This window comes from Kyrpidia tusciae DSM 2912 (genome assembly GCF_000092905.1).
GTDB classification, from domain to species: domain Bacteria; phylum Bacillota; class Bacilli; order Kyrpidiales; family Kyrpidiaceae; genus Kyrpidia; species Kyrpidia tusciae.
The window spans coordinates 1,755,399-1,782,026 of record NC_014098.1 but is presented as its reverse complement, the minus strand read 5'-3'; the positions used below and the strand labels follow the sequence as shown (position 1 = coordinate 1,782,026).

Here is a 26,628-nt window from a genome sequence, read left to right as displayed (position 1 = left end):
GAGGCCTTTTTGTGGACATCGCGGTACTGGGGGCCGGCAGCTGGGGTACGGCCTTGTCCTTTGTGCTCGCGGACAACGGACACCGGGTCCACCTATGGGCGCGCAGGAGAGAACTGGCGGCGGAAATCAATGGGCGCCGCACCAACGAACGGTACCTGCCTGGATGTACGGTGCCCGAAAACGTTCAGGCTTATACGGATCTGCGCGAAACCGTACACGGCGTTCGCCACGTGGTGTTGGCGGTGCCGTCCCAGACGGTGGGGGAGGTCGCCACCCGGTTAAATGGTCAGTTGGAACCGAATGCCTACGTGCTCCATGCCGTGAAAGGGATTGACGTCAAGACCGGGCGGCGGATGTCCGAGGTGATTCTCGACGCTTGCCCGGAGCTCGAACCCCGGCGTCTGGCGGTACTCTCGGGCCCCAGCCACGCCGAGGAAGTGGCCCGCCGGCTGCCGACCACGGTGGTGGTGGCCGGGTTTTCTCCCGAAGGGGCCGAGGTGTGGCAGCGTCTCTTGATGAATCTGCGGTTTCGGGTTTATACTCACTCGGACGTCGTCGGGGTGGAACTGGGGGGGAGTCTGAAAAACATTATCGCGATCGGCGTGGGGCTGTCCGATGGCCTGGGGTTCGGCGACAACGCGAAGGCCGCGCTGATGACCCGGGGCCTTCACGAGATTGCGAGGCTCGGGTTTCGCCTGGGGGCTGCTCCCTTGACCTTTGCCGGACTTGCCGGGGTGGGGGATCTGATCGTCACCTGCACCAGCCGACACAGCCGGAATCGGCGGGCGGGGTTAATGCTGGCCGAAGGGCGGTCTTTGGATGAAGTGCTGCAGGGCATGGGCATGGTGGTGGAAGGGGTTTACACCACCCGGGCGGCGGTGGAGTTGAGTGAAAAGGCCGGGGTGGAGATGCCTATCGCAAAGGCCACTTTCGCGGTTCTTTTCGAAAAGGAGAATCCCCGGCGGGCGGTGGAGGAACTCATGGGCCGCACGCCAAAACAGGAATGGGTGGCCGACCTCTGGCAGGGACGACGGGACTGGAGTCGAGGCGGCGACCTTTGATACAATACAGATGTACCCCGCCGTCCGTATGCGGTGCGGGCAACGAGAGGAGGTTGCGGAATGAGCCAGATTCCCGAGGAGTTAAAGTATAGTAAGGAGCACGAATGGGTCCGGGTTGATGGGAACCGCGCGGTTATCGGAATCACCGATTTTGCCCAATCGGAACTGGGGGATATTGTGTTCGTGGAATTGCCCGCGGTCGGTGCCGAGGTCAAGGCGGGGGAGACCTTCGGTACGGTGGAGTCGGTGAAGACCGTGTCGGACCTATACGCCCCGGTCTCGGGGAAAGTCGTAGAGGTCAACGGCAACTTGGGCGATGCCCCGGAAAAAGTGAACGAAGACCCCTACGGCGATGGTTGGATGATCGCTGTGGAAATGTCGAATCCACAGGAAGTGGCCTCATTACTGGATGCGAACGGTTACAACGCCCATATCAACGCCTGATGAGGCGATGAGGATGCAGACCTGGCGACTGCTACATACGGGGAAGGGTTCGGCGGCCTTCAACATGGCGGTGGACGAGGCGGTGATGATCGCCCATTCCAGAGGAGAGGTGCCGCCGACCCTCCGGCTGTACGGGTGGGATCCGCCGACCTTGTCCATCGGATATTTTCAGCGCGCGGGGAAAGAAGTGGACTTCGAGGCCCTCAGTGCCCGGGGGTATGGGTTTGTGCGTCGGCCGACCGGGGGCCGGGCGGTCCTCCACGACCGGGAAGTCACCTACAGCGTCGTCGTGTCCGAATCTTATCCGGGGATGCCGGGGTCGGTGACCGAATCGTACCGGGTGATCAGCGAAGGATTGGTTCGGGGCCTGCGGAAGCTCGGCTTTGATGCCCACTTTGCTCGGCCCGACGAAGAAGGGCGCCAGAGGTTGGCAGCTCCCAGTTCGGCGGCCTGTTTCGATTCCCCCTCTTGGTACGAGGTCGTGGTGGAGGGGAAGAAGTTGGTCGGCAGTGCGCAAACCCGCCAGCGAGGCGTGATCCTTCAGCACGGTTCGATTCTTCTGGATCTGGACCCGGAGGCCCTCTTCGCGGTCCTGCGCTTCCCCTCGGACCGGGTCAGGGATCGTCTGCGGCGGACCTTCGAGGAGCACGCCGTGTCCCTCCGGGATCTTGCAGGAGCGCCGGTTTCGGCGGAGCGCGTGGAAGAAGCCCTGGCAGAGGGGTTTGCGGAGGCGCTGGGCGCCCGTCTCGAGCCCGGGGAACTCACGGCGGAAGAACGGGAGACGGCGGAACAGTTGATGGCCAAATATCTCGCAGACGAGTGGAATTATCGAAAGTGATGCGGTTCGGGTTGCCCGGGCCGTCTTTTTTTGCTTCTTTTCGTTCCCGGGTCCGATTCGCGGTCATATTTCTCCTTCGGGTTCATAGATATGTACCGTCCAAAGACCGTGCTATCGACGGGCAGCCTGAGGGAGGGACCTCTGTGGAAAAGTTCGACGTGTTCAAAGATATTGCCGAGCGCACGGGCGGAGACATCTACCTCGGCGTGGTCGGCCCGGTTCGAACGGGGAAATCGACATTCATCAAGAAGTTTATGGAATTGATTGTCATCCCAAACATCAAGAACGACGCAGACCGCGTCCGGGCCACCGACGAGTTGCCCCAGAGCGCCGCCGGACGCACGATCATGACGACAGAACCGAAGTTCATTCCCAACCAGGCCGTGGAAATCACCGTCGCCGACGGTCTCGACATCAATGTTCGCCTGGTGGATTGTGTGGGGTATGCGGTGGATGGCGCCCGGGGATATGAGGACGAAAGCGGCCCTCGGATGGTGAGCACCCCCTGGTTCGAGGAGCCCATTCCGTTCCAGGAAGCGGCGGAAATCGGGACGCGGAAGGTGATCGCGGATCATTCCACCATCGGCCTGGTGATCACCACGGACGGGAGCATCGCCGAAATTCCCCGCAGCGCCTACATCGAAGCGGAAGAGCGCATTGTGGGGGAGCTCAAGGAGCTCGGGAAACCTTTTGTGATGATTCTCAATTCCGCCCATCCCTACCACCCGGAGACCGGGGCCCTGCGGTCCGCCCTGGCGGAAAAATACGATATCCCCGTCCTGGCCGTTTCTTGTGCCACCATGGGCCAAGAGGACATCCTGGGGATCCTTCGGGAAGCCCTGTATGAATTCCCGGTCCACGAAGTAAACGTCAATCTGCCCAGTTGGGTGATGGTGCTGGATGCGGACCATTGGCTTCGTTCCCAGTTTGAGCAGGCCGTTCGCGAGAGTGTACGGGATGTCCGGCGCCTGCGGGACATCGACCGGGTGGTGGGGCAATTTCAAGATTACGAGTTTGTCACCCGGGCGGCCTTGTCCCATATGGATATGGGGCACGGGGTGGCGGATATCGATCTGGAAGCCCCGGATGAGCTTTATGACCAAGTGTTGACGGAGATCGTCGGAACGGAGATCCGGGGGCGGGACCATCTGCTGAAACTCATGAAAGATCTAACTTACGCGAAACGGGAATACGACAAAGTGGCGGATGCCCTCAGAATGGTCAAGACGACGGGGTACGGGATCGCCTCGCCCATTCTGGAGGAGATGACCCTGGATGAGCCGGAACTCATCCGCCAGGGTTCGCGATTCGGGGTCCGGCTAAAAGCCACGGCGCCTTCCATCCACATGATCCGGGTGGATGTGGAGTCGGAGTTCGCCCCGATTGTCGGAACGGAGAAACAAAGTGAGGAACTCGTGCGTTATCTGATGCAGGATTTTGAAGAGAATCCGCTGAAGATCTGGGAATCGGATATTTTTGGGAAATCCCTGGCGGCCATCGTCCGGGAGGGGATTTCGGCCAAATTGGCGATGATGCCGGAAAACGCCCAGTATAAACTTCAAGAGACGTTAGAGCGGATTATTAACGAGGGCAGCGGGGGATTGATCGCCATCATTCTATAGGCTGGCCCTTGGCGGACAGCGGGGGCAAAGGCGAAACGGGGGGTCTGCGGACTTCTCCGTTTTTTTATGTCAACCGGCCGATAAGCCCGTCGGAGGAAAGGAATTTGGCTGCGGCGTGTCGAATCCATCTAAGCAGGCCAAGTTTTCTGAAGGGGGTCTATTGATGCAACCATCCATCGAGATACCGGAGATTTATAATTTTGCCGCAGTGGTGGATGACTACGCAGAAGACGGGAGCCGGATCGCCATTGTCGCCGTCACCGAGGACCGTCAGGAGGAATATGTCCCGTACTGGCGTCTGAAAGATCTGTCGAATAGGTTCGCCAACGTTCTGACCGCCCAGGGGATCGGTCGAGGGGACCGGGTGATCGTCACATTACCTCGCTCGGTGGATGCCTATGTGGTGTACCTGGGGTTGTTAAAGGTCGGTGCCGTGGTCATGCCCGGTTCAGAGATGTTGCGGGCGAAAGACCTGGCCTATCGGATTCAACACGCCGGGGCCAAGGCGGTGGTGGCCTTTGAGGGGATTCGGAACGAGTTTGAAGCCATCCGGGACCAGTGCCCGACGGCGGAGCGGTATCTACTTTTCGGACAGGCCCCGGGGTGGGTGGACCTTCGGGCCGAGATGGCCCAGGCTGACCGAAACTTTGAGCCAGTACCCACCCGGTCGGACGAATTGGCTTTTTTGTCCTACACCTCCGGAACCACGGGGGGGCCAAAAGGGGTGATGCATACCCATTCTTGGCCGGCTGCCCATGTCCAAGTGGCGGCGACCTATTGGTTCGACGTACGGCCGGGGGAGATCGCCTGGGCGACGGCGGGGCCGGGATGGGCGAAGTGGGTCTGGAGTCCCTTCGTGTCCATTCTCGGCAGAGGGGGAACGGCTTTCGTGTACCGGGGGCGCTTTGACCCGAAGGTCTATCTCGACCTTTTGTGCGAGTATCCCATCGGGCTTTTCTGCGCGACCCCGACGGAATACCGATTGATGGCCAAAGTCCAGGGTCTAGAGAAGTATCGTCCGCGGGCCCTGCGCAGCGCAGTGAGCGCCGGAGAACCCCTGAACCGCGAAGTGATCGACACGTTTCAACGGCATTTCGGCGTGTTGGTTCGGGACGGATACGGCCAGACGGAGAACTCGCTGATGGTGGGGACCACGGTGGATACCCCGGTGCGCCCGGGTTCCATGGGCCGGCCTTTCCCGGCCTATCGCATCGCCGTGGTGGACGAAGATGGGCGGGAACTGCCCCCGGGCCAAGTGGGGGATATCGCCATTCACCGGGATGCTGCGACGTTGTTCAAGGGATATTTGGACGATCCCGACCGCACGGAAAAGGCGTTTCGCGGCGAGTGGTATATCACCGGAGACCAGGCCAAGATGGATGAGGACGGATATTTCTGGTTTGAAGGGCGGGCGGACGACATCATCATCAGTGCGGGGTACACGATCGGGCCCTTTGAGGTGGAAGATGCCCTGGTGAAACATCCGGCGGTGGCGGAGTGCGCGGCGGTGGCCAGCCCGGATCCCGAGCGGGGGAACATCGTCAAAGCCTTCGTGGTGCTTCGGGAGGGTTATACCGGATCCCCGGAGTTGACGGCGGAGCTGCAGGAGCATGTTAAAAACACAACGGCCCCTTATAAATATCCTCGGGAGATTGAATATGTGGACGGCTTGCCGAAGACGACGTCCGGTAAGATCCGCCGGGTTGAACTACGGGCTCAGGAACGAGAGCGCAAGTTGAGCAAGTAATCGGTATTGCCCCGGAAATGAAAAAAATCGCCTCTTTCGACAAATCGCCACCCCGGACTTGAAACATTCGTCGCACGGTGTCGAAATTCGACCGTTTCGGTTACAATGAAGGGCGACGGATCGACACGAAGAAGGGAAGTCTGCGGGATGATCATCAGCGATGAAGTGGCGTCGGTGTTGGGGGATTATTTTGCCATCCAGGCCAAGGAAAACGGTGTGACGGTCATCGGCCTCACCCGGGGCACAGACACCAGGTTTCACCACACGGAACGCCTGGACCGAGGAGAGGTCATGCTGGCACAGTTTACCGAACACACCTCGGCGATTAAAGTCAGGGGGAAATGTCGGATTTACACAAAATTCGGCGTGATCGAGCCCCTGGAAGAGGGTTGATCGTAAAACTCTCGGAACCTGCATAGATATGGTCCCGAAACGGCAGGTGGAGGGACGCGGGGGATGAGAAGTTGGTGGTGGATCGCGGTGGCGGCGTTTGCCGCGGCGGGGGTGCTGGCGGCGATTCCCCAGCGGGCGTTCGATCGGTTCGCCGACGGTTCTCTTCCAGTGCTGTGGCATCGGCCGGGCCGGGTGGATTCGTTGACGGCGGCGGTGGACCGTCTGGATGGGCTTGTCCTTCGGGGGCGGCTGGAAAAAGTCGATTGGTCTCCGGGTACTATCTCCGTCGAGTTGGCAGAGCCCGGCGGGGGAGGGGATGGGTCGGCCATCCAGGATGTGTACGCGCTGGCCTACACCTTTTTGGTGGATGCAGAAGGGGTGGATCGTGCCAGGATTGACTTGATAGACGCGTCGGGCCGGGTGGTGCGCACCTATACGGCCGACCGCCCCGCCTTGGATCACGGGCCTCCGCCCGGAACCGACGCCGTTCCGGCCTTCGTACAACATCGTTTTCATCAACAATAATTCTTCAGCTTCAATTTTTCGGCATGTCCGCTGAAACCCCGTGCATAGCCCCAGGGGCATAAATATGATAAAGTTAAAGCCGTCGGACATGGGGGTCTCCGGTTTGCCGGCGGCCTTTCTTTTCGGCCGGGAGATGCCGCACCATAGGGAGTTGGGATAGAGCGTGCTGATGCCAGACTGGGAAATGGAGATGGGCAGTATCGAGAAAATGATCGCCGGGGAGATGAACCACCCTGAGCTTTGCCAGTGGTCATCGGAGCCGTTGGATCGCTCGTTGATTTGGTTGATCTGGAGCATGGGGGCGTCGGCCGGACTGGGTCCGGCGCTTCGGGCGGCGGTGGCCGCAGCGGTGTATCTGGTGCACCGGGGGCTGGAGGTGCACGAGGTGGAGCGCGCTCAGCCGGGCGGCGGCGGAGTGTCGGCAACGACGGTGTTGGCGGGGGACTTTTTCAGCAGTAAATATTACCTGCTCTTGGCGAAGTATGGGTTGGTGTCTCTGGTGGGCGTGCTCTCGGGCGGAGTGCGCCGGGTGAATGAGCTCAAGGTGCGGCGGCGGTCCTGGCAGTGGGAGGAGGATCCCGAGGGGTATGGGGCCTTGTGCGCGGAGATCGAAACCGGGGTTGTTCGCGGACTGTTGAGCGGGCTTTCCCTGCGGGATCCTTGGCCAGAGATAGTACGGGCCGCCGGGCGCGGCTTTGCTCTGGTCCGGGGCGGGGAATGGGGCCACGGGGGCGCGCTGCCCTCTCTGATGGACTTGTATGTCTGGGCTTCCACCACAGCGGAGGAACGGCGGGCTCTTGAGGAGTCGGAGCGGTCCAGCGGTCGGGTGCGGGCGCTCTACGCAAAATACAATGCCGGGGATTGGGTGACCGACCAGTTGACGGAGGTTTGCAGTTTGATCAGGAGTCGGCTTGCATCCCTTCCCCGGTTAGGGGCCGAGGGGTTGGAGAGGATGTGTTCCGAGTGGGAAGCGGCCTGGGCATCCTGGGTGCCCGTGGCGAAGGAGAGGTAACGATTGCCGAATCAGTCAAACCAACAGCCGAGCAAAGTCGAACTGGTTCAGTCGATCTTTTCCCGGATCGCCCGGTACTATGACCGGATGAACGATTTGATCAGTTTTCAGCGCCACAAAGCGTGGCGAGCCTTTACGATGAAACAGATGGCGGTGTTCCCCGGGGCCCAGGTGTTGGATGTGGCGGCGGGTACCGGGGATTGGACTGTGGCCTTGGCGAAAGCGGCGGGGGCCGAGGGCCGGGTCGTGGGGCTCGATTTTTGTCGAGAGATGCTCGATGTGGCCAAGGAGAAGGTGAGCCGGGAAGGGGTCGGCCGGCAGACATCGTTAGTGTTAGGAGATGCCATGGAACTGCCCTATTCGCAAAACACCTTTGATTTTGCCACGATCGGTTTTGCGCTCCGCAATGTCAAGGATTATCGCCAAGTACTGCGGGAAATGACCCGGGTGGTCAAACCCGGGGGATTGGTGGTGTCCTTGGAGTTGTCCAAGCCCACATGGGAGCCCTTTCGCACGGTGTATTACTTTTATTTTTACAAGGTCATGCCCTTTGTGGCCCGGCTGCTCGTGGGAGAAGGAGCGCCGGCCTATCAGTACCTGCCCAATTCCCTGACCCATTTTCCGGGGGCGGAAGAACTGGCCCAGGTGTTTCGGGAGGTCGGGCTTGAAGAGGTGCGGTTCTGGAGGTTCTCCGGAGGCGTGGCCGCCCTTCACATCGGGCGCAAACCGAAGGGTGTTGCCTCGGAGGCGGATGCAGCTCCATCCCGGGCAGCGGATGTCGAGAAGTGAGCTTTGCGCCGATGGCGGCGGCATGAAAAGGGAAGATGTCCGGGGGAGCCGGGAATCGGAGCGATGCGGATGACGAGGGAGCAAGTGGAAAAAGATCTGCCTGTGGTGGTGGGCATGACCGGGGCCAGCGGCGCGGTGTATGCCGTTCGTTTGCTGCAGGAGCTGGTCCGGTTGAACCAAAGGGTCCACCTTCTGATCTCCGGAGCGGCCTGGGAAGTCCTGCGCCTGGAGATGGGGTGGCCCGTCAAAGCCGGTGACTGGCCACTGTTCCGGGAGAAAGCCGGAATTGCTTCGGACCGGGTGTCGGTGCACGACCTCGGGGATTTTTCAGCTCCGGTGGCGAGCGGTTCCTATTTGACCCGGGCCATGGTCATCGTCCCGTGCAGCATGGGGACCCTGGCGGCGGTGGCCAGTGGGGCTTCGGACAACCTGTTGGAGAGGGCGGCCGATACCCACCTGAAGGAGGGACGGCCGCTCATCTTGGTCCCCCGGGAAACGCCCCTTCATCTGATCCACCTGGAAAATATGGTCCGGGCGGCCCGGGCCGGGGCCAGAATTGTCCCGGCGATGCCCGGGTTTTATCACCGTCCGGAAACTTTGATGGATTTGGTGGATTTTGTGGTGGGGAAGATTCTTGACCAACTTCGATTGCCGCACGGGCTGTTTCGGCGCTGGGGAAGTACCGGGGAGGAGGTGGGGGAAGTTGACAGAACGTGAATTATGGTCACTTTTCGACCGGGATGTCCTGGATCTAGGGGCGGAGGCCCACCGGGTCAAAACCGAGGGATTTGGGGACCGGGTGTTCCTCATGGAACGCTTTTGGATATCCACAGGACCGGGGCGCGAACCGGCGGCGACACCGGCACTGAACCGGTACGTGCCGGCGGAAGGCCGGGAGGAGTTCCCCAGGAGTGTGGTTCTCGACTCGGTCGGGGAAGAAGAGGCTGCGATTCTTAAGCGCTCGGCGGAGGTTCGGATGGCTGGGTTTCGGGGAAGTCTCAGCGGGCCGTCGGCCGGGGATGTTTGGCGATGGGCACAAGGGAATCTGCAGCGGGTGACGGAGGTGCTCGGCCGCCTGAAAGAGGCGGGGATCGATTTCCTTCGGGGAGAGGATGCCGAGGTCCTCGACGAGGGTTGGCGCCGGAGCCGGCCGGTCCTCCCGTTGGACGACTGGTTTGAGGTGCACCGAAGGGCGCACGAACGGGGAATGGCAAGTCACGTGGTTCTACGCTACGGGGCTGGAGAGACCCGGGAGGCCCGGGTGCGCGCCTGGCCTCGGCTTCGGCAGTGGGCTTCGGAAGGGCGCTTAGCGTTGGTCCGGTTAGAGCCTTGGGATCCGGTGCGTTGGCCCTTGGGCGATCGGCTGGACCTGCCTCCGACCACCGGTTTAGAGGATTTGTTGACGTTGGCCGCAGCCCGGCTCGTTTTTCCCGCCGTGCATCTCGAGGTGTCCTGGAGAGCGGGGGATGAGAAACTCGCCCAAACGGCCCTGCGCTTTGGCGCGGACAGTCTGTCGGGGGCCCCGTGGCGGTGCTGGGATGAACCATCGCCCCTATCCGGGCCGGAGATCGGCGATCCCGACCAGGCGGAACGGCTGGTCCGGGAGACGGGTCTTTTGCCGGTGTGGGCAGGAGATGGGGACCTAAAAGGTCCAAAACAGGGGGCGGCGTGATGGAGGTCCTGCGGATCGGTCGCATCCAGTATGCGAACATTTTGCCAGTGTATCACTTCTTTGAGCATGATCGGGTGGAGTTTAAACCGGCTGTCCCCAGTCAGCTCAACGCTTGGTTGGAAGAAGGAGCCGTGGATCTGGGCCCGGTGTCCAGTTTTGCCTACGGGCTGCACCCGGAGCGCTACGTGGTGCTGAGGGATTTGTCGGTGAGCAGCCGGGGGCCGGTGGGTTCGATTTTTCTCGTGTCGACCCTGCCGATTCCGTCCCTTCACGGCCGGACGGTGGCACTGACTTCCAGCTCCGCCACGTCCGTGCGGTTACTTAAGATCTTGTTTGCCCGGCGGTTTGAGATTGCTCCCAAATATGTTACGATGGATCCAGATTTAGACCGAATGTTGGAGCGGGCGGACGCCGCTCTTTTGATCGGAGACGATGCCCTGGAGGCAGTCTTGAACCCCCGGGGTCTGATGATGTTGGATCTCGGTGAAGCGTGGTGGGAATGGACAGGGCTTGGCATGGTGTTCGCAGTGTGGGCGGTGCGCAGGGCGGTGGCGGAGGAAGCTCCGGAGTTGCTCCATTCGGTGCACCGGACCTTTCGGGAGGCCCGGGATCGGGGTCTGCGGGAGATTGACGCGGTGATCCGGGCTGCCGCCGATTTCTGCGGCGGGGAGGAGCAGTTTTGGCGGGACTATTATCGGTGTCTGTCCTATGATCTGGGGGAGGATCTTTTGGACGGACTTCATCGCTACTACCAAGAAGCGCACGACCTGGGGCTTTTGCCAACAGCCGCCCGGGTTCAGTTATGGGGGGATCTCTGATGTTGGTGCGGACGGGGGCGGCGGAGGAGATTCTGAACAAAGCGCTTTCCGGGGAGCGGTTGACCCTGGAGGACGGGGTTCGGCTGTATGAATCGGCGGACATCGTGGCCCTGGGCCGGGCGGCCCGAGAGGTGTCCCGGAGGCTACACCCGGAGGGCGTCGTGACCTTTGTGGTGAATCGCAACATCAATTATTCCAATGTGTGCGATACGTATTGTACCTTTTGCGCTTTTTACCGGCGGCCGGGCCATCCCGAAGCCTATGTCCTGCCGGACGAGGTGATTTTTGAAAAGATCGAAGAGACGGTGCGCCTCGGGGGCACGGAGATCCTGATGCAAGGCGGAACCCACCCGGATCTGCCCCTGGAGTGGTACACGGAGTTGTTGCGGAAGATCAAGGCGAGGTTCCCGGTGCATATGCATTCTTTCTCCTCGGCGGAGATCCAGAATCTGAAAAAGATCTCTGGGTTGTCCCTGGAGGGTGTGGTGCGGGCCCTCCGGGATGCGGGGCTGGACTCTCTGCCCGGGGGCGGGGCGGAGATCCTGGACAACCGGACCCGGCGTCGGATTAGCCGATTGAAGGGAACCTGGGAAGACTGGATGGAGGTGCACCTCACGGCGCACCGGCTGGGCATGCCCTCCACGGCGACGATGGTGGTGGGTTTCGGGGAGAGCGACGAGGAGCGGGTGTTGCACATGCTCCGGGTGCGGGAGGCCCAGGATCGAACCGGGGGATTCACGGCTTTTATCGCCTGGACGTACCAGCCCGATAACACGGCGCTCCGGGGGACCCGGGCCACGGCGGCGGAATACTTGAAGACCGTGGCGATTGCCCGGCTGGTGATCGACAACATCCCGAACCTCCAGGCGTCCTGGGTGACCATGGGGCCGAAGATTGGGCAGCTGTCGCTGGAATTCGGGGTAAACGATTTCGGCAGCACCATGATTGAGGAGAATGTCGTACGGGCAGCGGGAGCGCATTATCGCATGACCCGGGAGGACATCGTGCGGCTTATCCGGGACGCCGGGCGGACGGCGGCCCAGCGAAACACCTATTACGATATCCTCCGGTATTTTTGACGGGACTGGATCGGCCGGGACTTCCCGCGCGAGAACAACAAAGGTCCGCGGGTGGCGGGGCCTGGCACAGAGGGGAGCGGGATGAGAGTAACGGAATTGTACGGAGCGATGCGGGGTGAACTTCGCCGGGTGGAAGACCTGTTGGAAGAGGAAGTGGCCAGCCGGGAACCGGCGCTCCAGGAAGCCTCCTTGTATCTTCTTCGGGCGGGGGGAAAGCGCCTGCGGCCCCTGGTGGTGCTGGTCTCCGGCCGGTTTGGCCCCCGAAGGGACACCGAGGCCCTGGTCCGGGCGGCGGCGGCCCTGGAGATGATTCATATGGCCACCTTGGTGCACGACGACGTGATCGACCGGTCGGACACCCGACGGGGCCGGCCCACGGTGAAAGCGGCATGGGGGGATCAGTTGGCCCTTTACACCGGGGATTTTTTGTTTGCCCGGGCTCTGGAACTTTTGTCTGAGATGGAAGACCGGCGGTTGCACGAGGTGACGGCTTGGGCCATCGCCCGGATGTGCCAAGGGGAGCTCGAACAGATGCACGACTTGTACCGGATTGACCAGCCGCTCTTCCGGTATTATCGTCGCATCCGGCAAAAGACAGCCCTCCTGATGGCGGTCAGTTGCCTGGTGGGCGCCCGGGCGGCGGAGGCTGACGAGGAGACGGCCCGGGCGCTGTGGCGCTTTGGGGGGCATCTGGGCATGGCTTTTCAGATTGTCGACGATGTGCTGGATTTAGTGGGCGATGAGGCCGTTATGGGGAAACCCGTGGGGAGTGATCTCCTGCAGGGAAATCTAACGCTGCCGGTACTTTTCGCGCTGCGCGGGAGGACCTCGGGGGACGAGGCGGCCAGTCGGCGTTTGGCGGGTCGGATTCACCCCGGCATGTCCCAGGAGGATGCGGCGGAGGTCGTGCGAGCAGTGGCGGAGTCCGGGGGGATCGACGAGGCCCGGCGGGTGGCGGAGCGATACGTGACCTGGGCCCGGCGGGATTTGGCGGCTCTTCCCGATGGATGGGCACGGGAGGCGCTGGAGGCGGTGCTGGGGTTTGTGACCGCCCGAGACCGGTAGGGAGTGGTCCACGGGGCGCTACCTTCTGAGGCGGGGGCCCTTTGGTGATCCCGGATACGGCGGGCGAGGGTGCGTCTTGTCCGCCGCTGAGGCGATTTGGTATCATAATGCGGTACTCCAGAAGATTGGACAAGATGGGGATATTCAACCCAGGATGAGGAGTGAACGTCATGGCACTGGAACAGACCTTTGTGATGATTAAACCCGACGGCGTCCAACGGGGCCTCATCGGCGATATCGTGTCTCGGTTGGAGCGGCGAGGCCTGCGGTTGGTAGCTGCGAAATTGATGCAGGTGTCCCGGCAGTTGGCGGAGAAACATTATGAAGAACACCGGGACAAACCATTTTTCGGCGAACTGGTGTCCTTCATCACATCGGGGCCGGTATTCGCCATGGTGTGGGAAGGACAGGGAGCCATCGCCGTGGTCCGGCAGATGATGGGAAAAACCAATCCCCAGGAGGCGGCGCCGGGGACGATTCGGGGAGATCTGGCGCTGTCCATCGGGATGAACGTGGTGCACGGCTCGGACTCCCCGGAGAGCGCGGCCAGGGAGATCGCCCTGTGGTTCGGCGGGGAAACCCCGCTGAAGTACGAACGGTCCATGGATCGCTGGATTTGAGGTTACGCCGGGGTCCGGGGCCTCTGGAGGTACTCGCGGATAAGGGGCAATTGGTGAAGAGCGTAAGCGCGGCCAACCTCGATACATTCCGGAATGCGGGCAAAATCGGTCCACCCAATGTCGGGGATGGGGGGCGCCAGCCGGAGTTCCGGGTAGCTGGAGAGGCGCAGGGCAGCCAGGTCGGCGAACATCAGGGTGAGGGACCGGTCGATGACGTCGATAAAGGTCTTCATGTTCCGGTCCACCAACTCCCCGAGGTGCAGATCGACGGCGATGACTCGCCGGGCGCCTGCCCGGAATAAAAGGTCGGCGGGCAGGGTGTTGCGCACGGCGCCGTCCACCAGGTGGCGTTCCCGCAGGCGGGCGGGCTGAAAGACGCCGGGAAGGGCGCAGCTGGCCCGAACAGCCCGGGGCCATTCGTGCTCCCCCAGCCGGATGTACCGATGTGCCGGGGAGAGGGAGAGGGACGGGAGGGAGCCGAGGACCACCGTCTCGGTATGGTACAGGTCGGTGGCGGAGATCAGGCAGGGCAGGCATCGGCGCGGATACATAAGGAACAGGCGGTGCAGGTAGGCCTCCAGGCGGGCGCCTTGGATCAAGCCCGGGGGCAGAAGGGTTCTCGGGTTCGGAGAGAGTCCCAAGCGGTAAAGCGCGTATCGGAGGAGAAAACGCAGAACGGTGCGGAGGGGGACGTCCCAATCGATGAGACGGGCTTTGGCCAGGTGTTTGGCTTCTTCAATCATCTCAGCCACGGGCATACCCCGGGCGTACAGGGCGGCCACCACCGCCCCGGCGCTGACGCCGGCAACGATATCCGGGACGATGCCGTGTTCCTCAAGGACTTGCAATACCCCCAGGTGGCCGGCCCCACGGAGGCTGCCACCGCTCAAGGCCAAGCCCAGGCGAAAAGGACGGTGGACCGGCCGGTATCCCTTCATGAGCACCCCTCCCTTCAGTCATCGCACCGGGCGGAAAGCAATGGGGAGGATCATCGGGTGGAGAGGGAAAAAGACGAATATCTATGGTTTGCGGCTCAGGTGTTGTGGTGGATCGGGGTGGATTTGACCGAATACAAACGCCCCCAGATGGAGAGGCGGCTGACGTCGCTCAGGCAGAGGTGGAACTGCGACAACTGGGCGGATTTTTTTGCGCTCATACGTCGGGATCCCCGGGTGTACCAGGAGTTCCTCGATAAAATGACCATTAATGTCTCGGAGTTTTATCGCAATCCCGGGCGTTGGGAGGTGGTGGGCCGTCGGCTGGCGCCCAGGTATCTCAAACTGTCCCGCCCGGTGCGGTGCTGGAGCGCCGCTTGCTCCACCGGAGAAGAACCCTATACCCTGGCCATGGTGCTGATGGAGAGCGGCCTTTCCCCCAACCGGTTTGAAATCCTGGCCACCGACATCGACGAGAGCGCCATGGAGCGGGCGAAACAAGGGATTTACCGCACTGCCTCCCTGGAGCACGCTCCGTCGGGCACCGCCGCCAAATATTTTGAACAATTGGGCGAGGATCGATGGGCGATCCGGCCCATCGTGAAACAATCGGTGCGATTCCGGCGGCACAATCTCCTCGCAGACCCTTATGATCACGGCTTTGACCTCATTGTATGCCGGAACGTGATGATCTATTTTACCGAAGAGGCGAAAATGCGGATCTATCCAAAGTTCCGGGACGCCCTGGCGCCGGGGGGCGTGCTGTTTGTGGGCAGCACCGAGCCGATTTTTCAACCCGAACGGTTCGGGTTCCGGGTGTTCGATACGTTTTTTTACGAAAAAATCTCACCCTCGCCCGGCCGTTGACAAGGGCGGGCGAGTCGTGTATCATAAACAATGCGTAAAGGAATTGTGCGGATGTAGTTCAATTGGTAGAGCGTCAGCTTCCCAAGCTGAATGTTGCGGGTTCGAGTCCCGTCATCCGCTCCAAAGAAGAGGGGTATGCCCTGAAAAGGTCAGATACGCCAGAGAGGTTTAGCGTGTCGGACGCAGGGGTGTATCCCTCAAACGCTTTTATCGGGAAAAACACCGATGCCGTTCCAAAATCGAAATGAAGAGGTGCGTGCGGCTCCCGCCGGACATACAGGCGGCATCGCGGCCCGGCCGGCTCGGGTGTGTCATGTGTCGAAGTGGGCAGATGATCAATTTTATGGTTCGACCTTCTTCGATGTGTGAAAAAATGGGCTGAAAGGGGGACTTGGTCTGCAGGCCCGGAGGGCACTGAACGATCGAGGGTTCATCATGTTTTTTCCGCGGCTGCCGATTTAATAAAATACTTCTCCTAAATTCACGTGTAAGTCCTCGAATATCCCGACGCGGATGATATCGCCTTCCCCGTACGCGTCCGGTTTGCCAAAAACATTGTCTTCCAATCGATACACTTCCACCGTCTTGTGCACAGGGTCGACGATCCAATATTCACGAACTCCCGCACGTTGGTAGCGCCTGAGTTTGACCGTTCGATCTTTCGCCGCTGTGTTCGGCGATAGTACTTCTACGATCAAGTCGGGAGTGCCCACGCAGCCTTTCTCGCGAATTTTCAACGGGTCACATACGACGGTAATGTCCGGTTCAACATGTTCGTCGTCTCTCTCGTTGAACCATACACCAAACGGTGCATGAAACGCTTCACACGTTTTCCCCCGCAGATGGTTCGCAAACAAGATGTAGATCCGGTTTGACGCCCGTTGGTGTGCCGTTGACGGCGGCGGCGTCATGTCGTAGACAACGCCATCAATCACCTCGTACCGATCTAGTTCTTGCGCCTCCTTCGCTTCCAAAACCAACACCCCCTCGGATTCCTTTCGCTTTCGTACGCAACGCCTGTCCGGATCCTGTAGAGCCCGGGACGCCAGGGCCGCAGATTCTTCGCAGGCCGCGCGCCGTTGCAGTTTGTGTACACCCTCATTGTACAGCATATCGAGCGTTGCCCGCATAGGGTATGGGAACGATTCCAACCCGTCACGAAATGCTGTACACTGGGTTCATCACTCCATCGCGAAGGGAGAGAGGTTTGGATGAATCGAAGAATCGCCGTTCTCGGCGGGGTCGCGCTCGTCGGTCTCGGTCTGGCGGCCGGCGGGGCCCTGGCGAGTCCGGGCATTCAATTGGTGGTCAATCAGCGTCCGGTCTCCCCGTCCGTTGCCCCGCAAATGGTGGACGGGAAAGTGGTGGCCCCGGTTCGGGATGTGGCCGAGGCGCTGGGTGCGACGGTGAGCTGGAACGATGGGACCCAGACGGTGCAGGTGGATTTGCCCCAGACGGACGCGTTGAACCGCCGGATCGCCCTGCTCGAACAGGCGGTGGCCCCGACCACCCCGCAAGAAGCGGTGCAAACCTGGACCAAAGGGGTGCAGGGCCGAAACGGGGCCCTGCAGTACGCCGTGCTGTCCCCGGCTTTGAGAGAGCAGCGGAAAGCCGATTTCGAAGGGGTGGGCTGGGTCACCGGGACATCCAGTCCCTGGGTGAACGAGGTCCGGATCGGTTCGGGCACGCAAAATTCCGACGGCTCGTGGACGTTCCCGGTCCAGTTCGATTGGCGGACTTTAGCGGACATCGGTCCACCCGCCGATTGGAGCAAGATTCCGTCTTTCCCGGTGACGGTTCAAGAGATCGACCAGCACTGGTACATATCCGACGCCCCAAAATAAGTGTCGGATTCCCTGTCCGAATCCAGGAAACGCCCGGTCGGCCCGGCATCGGCACCGGCCGGGTGTTCATGCACGTGAAGCCGGGTGTCCGTCCGCGTGAAAACCTGGGCCAAGGGCCAAGGGGTGGGAGGAGCGTCGACCTCGGCGAAGCGGATGGTGGTTGTGGAGTTCTTTTCCGCGATCTGGATTGAGACGGGCATCGCCGGACTGATTCTAACGGCGGCGTCGGGGGTGATCATGCGCGCGTCGGAAACGTTACAGGTGCAGCCGTTTGATTTCCTCCACCTCGCGTTCCACATCGAACAGCCGGATCTTCGCATGATTGGACTCGCCTTCGAGCTTGGCCAGCCGTTTCTCAATCCGGTCGAGACGTTCGTTCACTTGCCGAAGCTCGCTGCGCATTTCCTGAAACTCTTCTTTGAGCTGTGCCACTTCTCTTTTGACTTGTGTCAATTCTCCTTTGACCTGTGCCAAGTCTCCTTTGACCTGTGCCAAGTCTCCTTTGACTTGTGCCAATTCTCCGTTGACGTTCTCAAGTTCCCCCTGCATCCGCTGGAAGCCGGCATTGACTTCTTGTCGTAAATTGTACACCGCTGTTGCCAGGTCCCTCACCGTGTCGAACAACATATCCAACGTTCGATCGGCCACGACCCCATCCCGCCTTTCGCAATAGTCCGGGTGCAGGCAGCGGCCGATGGATGAACCTGCCGACGTCTCGTTAACGGGCCTTCCGCCTGTCCTTGGTCTCATTGTACAACGAAATGCACAGCGGGGTACACCCTTTTAGTCGGAGGCGGAATATTCGTCCCGCCGATGGTGTTTCACGTGCTCCCACCGGTGCAGGGACATGCTCTGCACTTTATAGTAAAATGATATCGTCGGATTGATTTTTTGTGTTGGAGGCCACCATGGGCAAGCTCACGTTGCAGCAATTGGAATCGCACCTGTGGGAGTCCGCGAATATCCTGCGCGGCCACATTGACTCGTCGGATTACAAACACTACATTTTCGGGATGCTGTTCTTAAAACGGCTCAATGATGTTTTCATCGAAAAGGCGAAAGAGATCGAACGGGAATACGGTCAAGATTACGGTTGGTATGACCGGGACGAACACCAGTTCTTCGTGCCCGAAGAGGCCCGGTGGTCCTATCTCTACTCCAAGACCCAGGACATCGGGACGGCGATCAACCACGCCTTTGAGCTGCTGGAAGATGAGAACCCGCAGCTTCAGGGCGTGCTGCGGAGCATCGATTTCAACGACAAGGAACGCCTGCCGGACGCCACGATTTCCCGTTTGATGCAACACTTCAGCGAAATCGATTTGTCGAACGCCAATCTGTCGGAGCCGGACATCCTGGGCCGGGCGTACGAGTATCTCATTAAAATGTTCGCCGACGATGCGGGCAAAAAGGGCGGCGAATTTTACACCCCGTCCAAGGTCGTGGAACTGATTGTCAAGCTCATCAAACCGCAGGAAGGCATGCGGATCTGCGACCCGACGGCCGGGTCCGGCGGCATGTTGATTCAGTCGGTGGACTACATCAAAGCTGCGGGCGGCAATCCTCAGAACGTCACCCTCCACGGCCAGGAAAAGAACCTGAACACCTGGGCCATCTGCAAAATGAATCTGCTCCTGCACGGCCTGAGCGACCACCGCATCGAGAAGGGCGACACGCTTCGGGACCCGAAGCTCGTTCAGGACGGCGAGCTGATCCTGTATGACCGCGTTATCGCGAATCCGCCGTTCAGCCTCAAGGGATGGGGACGCGAAGAGGCGGAAGCGGATCCGTACGGCCGTTTTCGTTTCGGTTTGCCGCCCAAGGACAAGGGCGACCTGGCGTTCGTCCAGCACATGATCGCCACGCTCAACCACGAAGGGAAAGCGGGCGTGGTGATGCCCCACGGCGTCCTGTTCCGCGGCGGAGCGGAAGAGCAGATTCGCAAGGGGATTCTGGGGGAAGACCTGTTGGAGGCGGTCATCGGGCTACCGGCGAACCTGTTTTACGGCACGGGCATTCCGGCGTGCATCCTGATGTTCAGCCGGTCCAAGGAACCGCACAAACGCGGCAAAGTGTTTTTCCTGAACGGGGCCAACGATTACCAGGAAGGCAAAAACCAGAACTTCCTGCGGGACGAGGACATCCGGAAAATCGTCTCGGCCTATGACACCTGGCAAGATGTCGACAAGTACTGCCGCGTCGTCGATTTGGATGAAATCCGCAAGAACGAATACAACTTGAACATTGCCAGGTACATTGATTCAACCGATGAAGAAGAACAGATCGACGTCGCAGAAGCGATCGCGGAGTTGCGGCGGCTGGAGGAAGAACGGCGACAGATTGAAGAGGTCATGAATGGGTACTTGCGGGAGTTGGGGTATGGTGAGTAGCTATTTATACGTGAAACTTGGTGACATTTTTAATCTTAATACAGAAACTGTTTGCCCAAGGGAGTTACCAAGCCAAGTATTCGTTCACTACAGTATCCCTGCGTTCGACGAAAGTCACAGACCGGTTTTGGAGCGCGGATGGAATATTAAGAGTAACAAATATGCACTAAAGGGAGATTCACTCCTAGTATCGAAGTTGAACCCAAGGATTAATCGGGTGTGGAAATTTTTGTCTATGTCCAATCCGAACCCGAGTGTTTGTTCCACGGAATTCATGGTCTACCAGACAATTCGGCCAGATGTAGATCTGGATTTTTACTATCATTTTTTTACCTCTCACTTATTTCAGGCAGCGCTGATGACATTACAATCTGGGACAACTGGGAGTCGCATGCGAGTTACACCGAAAGAAACTTTGAACATCCGAATTCCTTATCCCCCCTTCCGCGAGCAACGTAAAATCGCCGCCATCCTGACGTCCGTGGACGATGCCATCGCCGCCACGCAACGGATCATCGACCAGACCGAACGCGTCAAACGCGGCCTGATGCAACAATTGTTGACGCGGGGGATCGGGCATACGAAGTTCAAGCAGACGGAGATCGGCGAGATCCCCGCGGAGTGGGATGTTATGTCGTTTCGTGACGCGTGTGAAATTGTCAACGGACAAGTGGATCCCAAAGAAGCACCATACTGCGATATGATACACATTGCACCTAACCACATCGTCGGATTCATTGGACATCTGGAAGGATATACGACTGCTAAAGAAGACTGTGTGACTAGTGGTAAATACTTATTTACCGAGGAGCACGTATTATTTAGTAAAATTCGTCCTGAACTAGGTAAGGTAGCATATCCCGGTTTTTCAGGGATATGTAGTGCGGACATTTATCCGATTCGAGCGAGAAACGGGATAATGTTGCCTGAGTTCTTGAAGTATGTTTTGATGTCAGACAGATTCTACAGGTACTCAATCTCTGTATCCGGACGAACCGGTATACCAAAGGTAAACCGTCATGACTTAGACTGCTATCAAATTGCCGTACCTCCGATAGCGGAGCAGGAAGGGATGTGCAAAATTTTACGGTCAGTCTATAGCTATTGGAGTGCCAATCTAGCCAAAAAATCATCTCTGATGACACTGAAATCAGCTTTGATGCAAGTCCTCCTCACTGGCAAAATCCGTGTCAAAGTCGACGAAGAAGCCGGGACGGTTGTATGACGGTTCAAGATTGGAACGAAAAGCAACTTGTGGAAGACCGGATCATCGCCCAGCTGCAGAAGCTGGGGTACACGTATATCCCCGGTTCGTACCTTGAAGGTGAGCGCCAGACGCTGAGGGGCGCGGTGCTCCAGGGGCGGCTGGCCGAGGCCGTGAAACGGATCAATCCGTGGATCTCCGACGACAACCTCCGGCGGGTGGTGCGGGACGTCACCCACATCGAGGCCGTCAGCCTCATGGAGGCCAACGCGGCCATCCACCGCAACATCGTGCACTACGTGTCCGTCGAGCAGGACCTGGGCCGCGGCAAAAAGAACCAGACGGTCCGGCTGATCGACTTCGATCACATCGACAACAATGAATTCCTGGCGGTCAACCAGTTCAGGATCAGGGGCACCGGGGAGACGGTCATTCCCGACGTGGTGCTGTTTGTGAACGGCCTGCCGCTGGTGATCATCGAGTGCAAAAGCCCGTTCATCACGGGCCCCTTGGACCAGGCGGTTAAACAACTGGAACGGTACCAGGCCGAAGCGGAACGCTTGTTTTACTACAACCAGATCCTGATCGCCACCTGCGGCCAGCAGGCCAAGTACGGAACGGTCGGGGCCAGGTCGCGCCACTATGCGGAATGGAAGGACCCCTACCCGATGGCCCTGTCCGATCTGGGGCCGGAGGCCAATCCCCAGGACATTCTGGTGGCCGGCATGCTGACCAAGCCAAACTTGCTCGACCTGATCCAAAACTTCGTCGTCTTTGAGCCGGAGGCCGGGCGGACGATCAAAAAACTCGCCCGGTACCAGCAGTTCCGCGCCGTCAACAAGGCGATGGACCGCATCATGACGGCGGAAGCGCCGAACCAGCGGGGCGGGGTTATCTGGCACACCCAGGGCAGCGGCAAGTCGTTGACCATGTTGTACCTGTCCGTCAAGCTGCGCAGGCTGCCCGAGCTGCAGAATCCGACCATCGTCGTCGTCACGGACCGCAAGGACCTGGATACGCAGATCACGAACACGTTCCATCGCTGCGGCTTCCCAAATCCCATCCACGCCGACAGCGTCAAGGAACTGCGCCGCCGCCTCCGACAGGGCCGGGGACGGACCATCATGACCACCATTCAAAAATTCCAGGAGGCCGAGGCGGAAGAGAACCAGGTGCTGAGCTCGGACAGCAACATCTTTGTCCTGGTCGATGAAAGCCACCGGACCCAGTACAAAGACTTGGCCGTGAACATGCGCACCGCATTGCCGAACGCCTGTTATCTCGGTTTCACAGGGACCCCCATCGACAAAAAAGACAAGAGCACCCGCCGGACGTTCGGGCCGTATATCGATACGTACACCATCCAACAGGCCGTGGAGGACGGGGCCACGGTGCGCATTTTGTACGAAAGCCGATTGCCCGAGCTGCGGATCGAAGGGGCTTCCCTGGACGAGTTGTTCGATCGCATGTTCGCCGATTACAATGAGCACGACCGGGAACTCATCAAAAAGCGGTACGCCACGGCGGAGGCCATTGCGTCCGCCCCGAACCGAATCGAAGCGATTTGCCGGGACATCGTGAACCACTATGAAACGCACATCGCGCCCAACGGCTTTAAGGCGCAGGTGGTGGCGGTCAGCCGCGAAACGGCGATCCAGTACAAGAAGACGCTGGATCGTCTGAACGGCCCGGAATCGGTGGTTATCATTTCCGGGGACCACAACGACCTGGCGGACATGAAAGCGTTTCATCTTTCGGAGCAGGAGCAGAAACAGTTCATCGAACGATTCAAGAATCCGGAGGATCCGCTGAAGTTTATCATCGTCTGCGACAAGCTGCTCACGGGGTTTGACGCCCCCATCGAGCAGGTCATGTATCTGGACAAGCCGTTGAAGGAACACAACCTGCTCCAGGCCATTGCCCGGGTCAACCGGACCTTCGAAGGCAAATCGTACGGCTTGATCGTCGATTATTATGGCGTCTCCGCCTTCCTGAAGCAGGCGCTGGAGATCTTTCACGAAAAAGACGTCAAAGACGTGATGGTGCCCGTCGAGTCCGAAATTCCACGTCTTCAGAGTCGACACCGCGCGGCGATGCGGTTCTTCGACCACGTCGACAAGGGCAACCTGGAGGCGTGCATCCGGGTGCTGGAGCCCGAGGACGTCCGGGTGGAGTTCGACCTCGCGTTCAAACGGTTTGCGGAAAGCATGGACCTGGTGATGCCCAATCCACTGGCGAACCCCTACCGGGCCGACCTCCAGTTTCTCGGGAAGGTGCGCCTGGCCGCCAAACAACGTTTCCGCGACCCGGAAATGAATGTTTCGGATTGCGGGGCGAAGGTCAAGCAGCTCATCGAAGAGCACGTCCGGGCCACGGCCGTCGAGGTCCTCCATGAGCCTGTGGACATCCTGAGCAGCCGGTTCGCCGAGCACGTGGAGAACCTGTCCTCGGACGAGGCCAAGGCCTCCGAAATGGAACACGCCATCCGCCACGTGATTCGTGTGAGATTCGACGAGAACCCGGTTCATTACACGTCCCTGCGCGAGAAATTGGAGAAGCTCATTGCGGACTGGAAGGAGCACCGTCTGGAGACGGCCCAACTCGTTCTGGAATTGAAGGAGTTGATCCGCAGGGATGTTCAAGGCTATGCCGCCGCGCAACCGGATGGGGGCATGGTGAAGGAGCACTGCCCCTTCTATGACCTGATAAGGAAGGAGCTGCCCGGCGACCGGTTCAGTGACGACCGACTGAAAGACCTGACCCAGATCCTGGTCGAACAGGTGTCCACCCTGCAGAACATCCGGGACTGGACGACCAAAGAGAACGTCCAGCGGGATATGCGCGCCCGGATCAAACGGCAGTTGCGGGCGGCCAACTGTCCGCCCGACAAACTCGAATACGTGACGCAGCAAATCATGAATCTGGCGAAGGTGCATTTCCAAGCCTGACGTTTACACTTCGAGCGCCGGCCCGTGCACCCGCAGCCATTCTTTGCGTTCCGCGTAGTCGGGCAGGACGGACGCCACGACGGACCAGAAATCCGGCGAATGATTCCGGTGGATCATATGAGCCAATTCGTGCACCACCACATAATCGACGATGCGCATGGGGGCCATCAGAATCCGCCAGTTGATGTTGATGGTTCCGTTTTTTGTGCAGCTGCCCCAACGTGATTTCTGTTCCTTGACGACCACCTTGGCCGGATGAAGGCCCAGTCGGGGGGCGAAAAGCTGGACCCGCTGCCGGACTTTGGCGGCCCCGTGGCGGATGCACCACTCCCGAAACGCTTGTCGCAAACGCTCCTCCCGCCAGTCCGCACTGGATGATTTCGGGACACCCGCCAGAAACCGGCCGTTTTGGAACGTAAAAGAAACTCCCGCGATGTCCTCCGCCGCGACGACCCGCAACCGGTATTGTCTCCCCAGATAAGGCAATTTTTCTCCGCTGATGAACTGAAGTCGGGTGGACAACGGTTTGATTTCACCGAGTTCCGACAGTTTCCGCAAAATCCACGGCGCTTTCCGCTGTATAACGGCCTCGATCCGTGCCGGGTCGACGTTTTCGGGCACAATGACCGTGACTCCCGTCCGCCAGTCGACGGAGATGGTACAATCTCGTTTATGGTGCTTGTACTCCAGTCGATAGTCGATGGACCTGTTTCCGTACGTGAAGGTCGGCATGGGCGTACTTCCTCAGGGTGGTTTTGGTCAAATGCGCTTCATCTGTACGCCTTCCAGTATAGCAAGGGCGGTTCAGGACGTCATCTGCGATGGTCGTAAGGGACGGCGCAAAATTTCCCGGCAAAAGGGATGTACGCACCCACTCGACAAATTCGTCGAGTTGTTGGAGAATAATGGGTGGGTTTCTTTGGCCGAACGGTTCAACTTACCGAAGACTAAAGTAAAATCTGGAAACCAATCATATTCCGGCCGAAAACGGAGTAATCCGTACGCCAGGCCAATGCTATGGGAATTCGAGGTGCGCACAAATGTCTGTCCCAGATTATCAGAGTATTATGCTTCCATTGTTGAAAATTACCGAGGATTGTCGAGAACACAGGCTGAATGAGGTGATTGAAACACTGTCATCCCAATTCCTGCTTACTGATAGTGATCGCAAAGAGTTGTTACCAAGCGGTCGACAACCCAAGTTCGATAACCGAGTGGGTTGGGCAAGAACGTACTTGGTCAAGGCTGGCCTGTTGGAGAGTACTGGGCGTGGGAAATTTCGGATTACTGAGCGTGGGTTGGAGGTGCTGCGAACTAATCCGAACGAAATCAACAATCGGTTTCTTAGTCAATTTCCTGAATTCCTCGAGTTCAAGAACCGGACGTCCACTCAAGGTGCGGATGACAATGATGCGGATCTTGAAAGCCTAGACCGAACGCCGGAAGAAATATTGGACTCAACCCATTTAAGTTTACGAAAGTCACTTGCAGATGAATTGTTGGAGCGTATCAAGAATTGTACACCAAAATTTTTCGAGCGACTGGTCGTGGATTTGCTCGTGGCGATGGGTTACGGTGGATCCAGAGTTGACGCCGGACAGGCTCTCGGCCAAAGTGGCGACGATGGCATTGACGGCATGATTAACGAAGACAGGTTGGGTTTAGACGTCATCTATCTTCAGGCGAAACGATGGGAAGGTACGGTGGGCCGACCAATCGTTCAAGCGTTCGCAGGCAGCTTGGAAGGGCAGCGGGCTCGCAAGGGAATTTTGATCACCACGTCACGATTTTCACAAGACGCCAAGGAATACGTCACGAGAATCGAGAAGAAAATTGTTTTGATTGACGGTGAACAACTCGCGAATTTGATGATTGATTTTAACGTTGGCGTCACAGAGGTTACACGGTATGTGATTAAGAAAGTCGACCTGGACTATTTTGACGAAGGTGGGCTCTTGTCGGAGTGAGAAATTGCGCTGCGAACAATACGGAGGAAAGGGGGGATGCCAAGTGGCCAAAAAGCAGCGAGTGCTTTGCTGCGGCGGCAGACGCTGAAAGGGACACTTTGCCGGCAGGCCCGGATGGCACTGACGCACGCAGACAACGCCGTCAATCACCTCGTACCGATCTAGTTCTTGCGCCTCCTTCCCTTCCAAAGCCAACACCCCCTCGTGTTCTTTTCGCCCTTGCACGCAACCATGGCAGCCAGAATACGCAGATCCACCGACATTCCTTTCACCTATTTTCCCTTTCAGTGAGATTTAAAGGGTTCAATGAGGCTTGATTTTATAATAAAATAAAACCATCATCGCAGGAGGTTGAATACAGCTTTTGGCCTTCTGTGAAGAAAGGCAAGCTGGTGCCTTTGCGAACTCCCACCAACAAGCGCAGATACACCGAGGATATGTTCTATCAGGCGTTAGGAATCGGGAAACGAAAAGAAACAAAGAAGACGGTCATTTACGCCCGGGTGTCTTCCGCAGGGCAAAAGCCTGACCTGGAGAACCAGTTGCGTTTCCTGAAGGAATTTGCGGCCGGAAAGGGGCTCACCATTGACGAGATTTTCGTCGATATTGGGTCGGCGTTGAATGATCGGCGAAAGAATTTCCAAAGGATGTGCGGGGCCGTCACCCGCGGGGAAATCGAGACGGTGTGAGGTGGACCCCATTGTCAAGACATTTTTTTGGCCCTTTTTAAAGTGTGTTGAGATTCCTGAATTTGGATATGGACGCCGGACCTGTTTTCCATTTCTGGA

At 59.0% G+C, this 26,628-nt stretch carries 25 protein-coding genes, 1 tRNA gene and 1 pseudogene; 23 read left to right on the top strand and 4 right to left on the bottom strand.

Annotated features, from left to right (window positions below; all coding sequences use genetic code 11):
* The first annotated feature begins 11 nt into the window (after positions 1-11).
* The 15 genes from BTUS_RS18615 to ndk all read left to right on the top strand — a co-directional run bounded on the left by BTUS_RS18615 (position 12) and on the right by ndk (position 13,685).
* Positions 12-1,061, top strand: coding sequence for an NAD(P)H-dependent glycerol-3-phosphate dehydrogenase (locus BTUS_RS18615; protein ID WP_013075753.1), 1,050 nt, complete (start codon positions 12-14; stop codon positions 1,059-1,061).
* Between the two features lie 60 nt (positions 1,062-1,121).
* Entirely contained in the window at positions 1,122-1,505 is a 384-nt protein-coding gene (gene gcvH, locus BTUS_RS08780; RefSeq protein ID WP_013075752.1) for a glycine cleavage system protein GcvH, read from the top strand.
* A 13-nt stretch (positions 1,506-1,518) separates the two neighbouring features.
* On the top strand, positions 1,519-2,343 hold the full coding sequence (locus tag BTUS_RS08775) for a lipoate--protein ligase family protein (protein ID WP_013075751.1): 825 nt from the start codon (positions 1,519-1,521) through the stop codon (positions 2,341-2,343).
* Between the two features lie 143 nt (positions 2,344-2,486).
* Complete coding sequence (spoIVA, locus tag BTUS_RS08770) at positions 2,487-3,965, top strand: stage IV sporulation protein A (RefSeq protein WP_013075750.1); 1,479 nt, start codon at positions 2,487-2,489, stop codon at positions 3,963-3,965.
* A gap of 163 nt (positions 3,966-4,128) precedes the next feature.
* The gene (locus BTUS_RS08765; RefSeq protein WP_013075749.1) at positions 4,129-5,712 is read left to right on the top strand and encodes an acyl-CoA synthetase; all 1,584 of its coding nucleotides are present in this window, start codon (positions 4,129-4,131) and stop codon (positions 5,710-5,712) included.
* Positions 5,713-5,859: 147 nt separating this feature from the next.
* Complete coding sequence (gene mtrB / locus BTUS_RS08760) at positions 5,860-6,105, top strand: trp RNA-binding attenuation protein MtrB (protein WP_013075748.1); 246 nt, start codon at positions 5,860-5,862, stop codon at positions 6,103-6,105.
* A 63-nt stretch (positions 6,106-6,168) separates the two neighbouring features.
* Positions 6,169-6,630, top strand: a complete 462-nt coding sequence (locus tag BTUS_RS08755) for a hypothetical protein (RefSeq protein ID WP_013075747.1) — start codon at positions 6,169-6,171, stop codon at positions 6,628-6,630.
* 169 nt (positions 6,631-6,799) lie between these two features.
* The gene (locus BTUS_RS08750) at positions 6,800-7,642 is read left to right on the top strand and encodes a heptaprenyl diphosphate synthase component 1 (RefSeq protein WP_013075746.1); all 843 of its coding nucleotides are present in this window, start codon (positions 6,800-6,802) and stop codon (positions 7,640-7,642) included.
* A 3-nt stretch (positions 7,643-7,645) separates the two neighbouring features.
* On the top strand, positions 7,646-8,431 hold the full coding sequence (locus BTUS_RS08745) for a demethylmenaquinone methyltransferase (RefSeq protein WP_013075745.1): 786 nt from the start codon (positions 7,646-7,648) through the stop codon (positions 8,429-8,431).
* 69 nt (positions 8,432-8,500) lie between these two features.
* A complete protein-coding gene (locus BTUS_RS08740) occupies positions 8,501-9,148 on the top strand; it encodes a UbiX family flavin prenyltransferase (RefSeq protein WP_013075744.1) in 648 nt (215 codons plus the stop codon).
* On the top strand, positions 9,135-10,103 hold the full coding sequence (locus BTUS_RS08735) for a hypothetical protein (protein ID WP_013075743.1): 969 nt from the start codon (positions 9,135-9,137) through the stop codon (positions 10,101-10,103). The genes BTUS_RS08740 and BTUS_RS08735 overlap by 14 nt, the downstream gene beginning before the upstream one ends.
* Positions 10,103-10,921: a menaquinone biosynthetic enzyme MqnA/MqnD family protein gene (locus BTUS_RS08730; protein ID WP_013075742.1), complete on the top strand. Its 819-nt coding sequence runs from the start codon at positions 10,103-10,105 to the stop codon at positions 10,919-10,921. The genes BTUS_RS08735 and BTUS_RS08730 overlap by 1 nt, the downstream gene beginning before the upstream one ends.
* Positions 10,921-12,000: a cyclic dehypoxanthinyl futalosine synthase gene (gene mqnC, locus BTUS_RS08725; protein ID WP_013075741.1), complete on the top strand. Its 1,080-nt coding sequence runs from the start codon at positions 10,921-10,923 to the stop codon at positions 11,998-12,000. The genes BTUS_RS08730 and mqnC overlap by 1 nt, the downstream gene beginning before the upstream one ends.
* 81 nt (positions 12,001-12,081) lie before the next feature.
* Entirely contained in the window at positions 12,082-13,065 is a 984-nt protein-coding gene (locus BTUS_RS08720; protein ID WP_013075740.1) for a polyprenyl synthetase family protein, read from the top strand.
* 176 nt (positions 13,066-13,241) lie between these two features.
* Positions 13,242-13,685: a nucleoside-diphosphate kinase gene (ndk, locus tag BTUS_RS08715; protein ID WP_041305484.1), complete on the top strand. Its 444-nt coding sequence runs from the start codon at positions 13,242-13,244 to the stop codon at positions 13,683-13,685.
* 2 nt (positions 13,686-13,687) lie between these two features.
* Here the strand turns inward: ndk and BTUS_RS08710 are convergent, their stop codons facing one another.
* On the bottom strand, positions 13,688-14,623 hold the full coding sequence (locus tag BTUS_RS08710; protein ID WP_013075738.1) for a patatin-like phospholipase family protein: 936 nt from the start codon (positions 14,621-14,623) through the stop codon (positions 13,688-13,690).
* Positions 14,624-14,680: 57 nt separating this feature from the next.
* On the opposite strand from BTUS_RS08710, the gene BTUS_RS08705 reads away from it, so the two are divergent.
* Both BTUS_RS08705 and BTUS_RS08700 read left to right on the top strand, forming a co-directional pair.
* The gene (locus tag BTUS_RS08705; RefSeq protein WP_013075737.1) at positions 14,681-15,487 is read left to right on the top strand and encodes a CheR family methyltransferase; all 807 of its coding nucleotides are present in this window, start codon (positions 14,681-14,683) and stop codon (positions 15,485-15,487) included.
* Positions 15,488-15,534: 47 nt separating this feature from the next.
* A tRNA-Gly gene (locus BTUS_RS08700) sits at positions 15,535-15,610 on the top strand.
* A gap of 335 nt (positions 15,611-15,945) precedes the next feature.
* On the opposite strand, the gene BTUS_RS08695 is transcribed toward BTUS_RS08700, so the two are convergent.
* Complete coding sequence (locus BTUS_RS08695; RefSeq protein WP_013075736.1) at positions 15,946-16,470, bottom strand: Uma2 family endonuclease; 525 nt, start codon at positions 16,468-16,470, stop codon at positions 15,946-15,948.
* 228 nt (positions 16,471-16,698) lie between these two features.
* On the opposite strand from BTUS_RS08695, the gene BTUS_RS08690 reads away from it, so the two are divergent.
* Positions 16,699-17,331 carry a copper amine oxidase N-terminal domain-containing protein gene (locus BTUS_RS08690; protein WP_013075735.1) on the top strand — a complete coding sequence of 211 codons (633 nt, stop codon included), beginning with the start codon at positions 16,699-16,701 and terminating at the stop codon, positions 17,329-17,331.
* A 255-nt stretch (positions 17,332-17,586) separates the two neighbouring features.
* Here the strand turns inward: BTUS_RS08690 and BTUS_RS08685 are convergent, their stop codons facing one another.
* Complete coding sequence (locus BTUS_RS08685; protein ID WP_041304002.1) at positions 17,587-17,979, bottom strand: DUF1664 domain-containing protein; 393 nt, start codon at positions 17,977-17,979, stop codon at positions 17,587-17,589.
* Positions 17,980-18,239: 260 nt separating this feature from the next.
* Here BTUS_RS08685 and BTUS_RS08680 point away from each other — a divergent pair, with 260 nt between their 5' ends.
* The 3 genes from BTUS_RS08680 to BTUS_RS08670 are packed head-to-tail and all read left to right on the top strand — an operon-like array spanning position 18,240 to position 23,873.
* Entirely contained in the window at positions 18,240-19,721 is a 1,482-nt protein-coding gene (locus BTUS_RS08680) for a class I SAM-dependent DNA methyltransferase (protein ID WP_013075734.1), read from the top strand.
* Entirely contained in the window at positions 19,714-20,946 is a 1,233-nt protein-coding gene (locus tag BTUS_RS16865) for a restriction endonuclease subunit S (RefSeq protein WP_169307955.1), read from the top strand. The genes BTUS_RS08680 and BTUS_RS16865 overlap by 8 nt, the downstream gene beginning before the upstream one ends.
* Positions 20,943-23,873: a type I restriction endonuclease subunit R gene (locus tag BTUS_RS08670; RefSeq protein ID WP_013075732.1), complete on the top strand. Its 2,931-nt coding sequence runs from the start codon at positions 20,943-20,945 to the stop codon at positions 23,871-23,873. The genes BTUS_RS16865 and BTUS_RS08670 overlap by 4 nt, the downstream gene beginning before the upstream one ends.
* 3 nt (positions 23,874-23,876) lie before the next feature.
* Here BTUS_RS08670 and BTUS_RS08665 read toward each other — a convergent pair whose 3' ends face one another.
* Positions 23,877-24,605 (bottom strand): M48 family metallopeptidase, encoded by a 729-nt coding sequence (locus BTUS_RS08665; protein ID WP_013075731.1) that lies wholly within the window; start codon positions 24,603-24,605, stop codon positions 23,877-23,879.
* Between the two features lie 308 nt (positions 24,606-24,913).
* On the opposite strand from BTUS_RS08665, the gene BTUS_RS08660 reads away from it, so the two are divergent.
* Positions 24,914-25,840 (top strand): restriction endonuclease, encoded by a 927-nt coding sequence (locus BTUS_RS08660; RefSeq protein WP_013075730.1) that lies wholly within the window; start codon positions 24,914-24,916, stop codon positions 25,838-25,840.
* A 377-nt stretch (positions 25,841-26,217) separates the two neighbouring features.
* A pseudogene (locus tag BTUS_RS08655) lies at positions 26,218-26,526 on the top strand (recombinase family protein); the annotation flags it as partial.
* Positions 26,527-26,628: the final 102 nt, after the last annotated feature.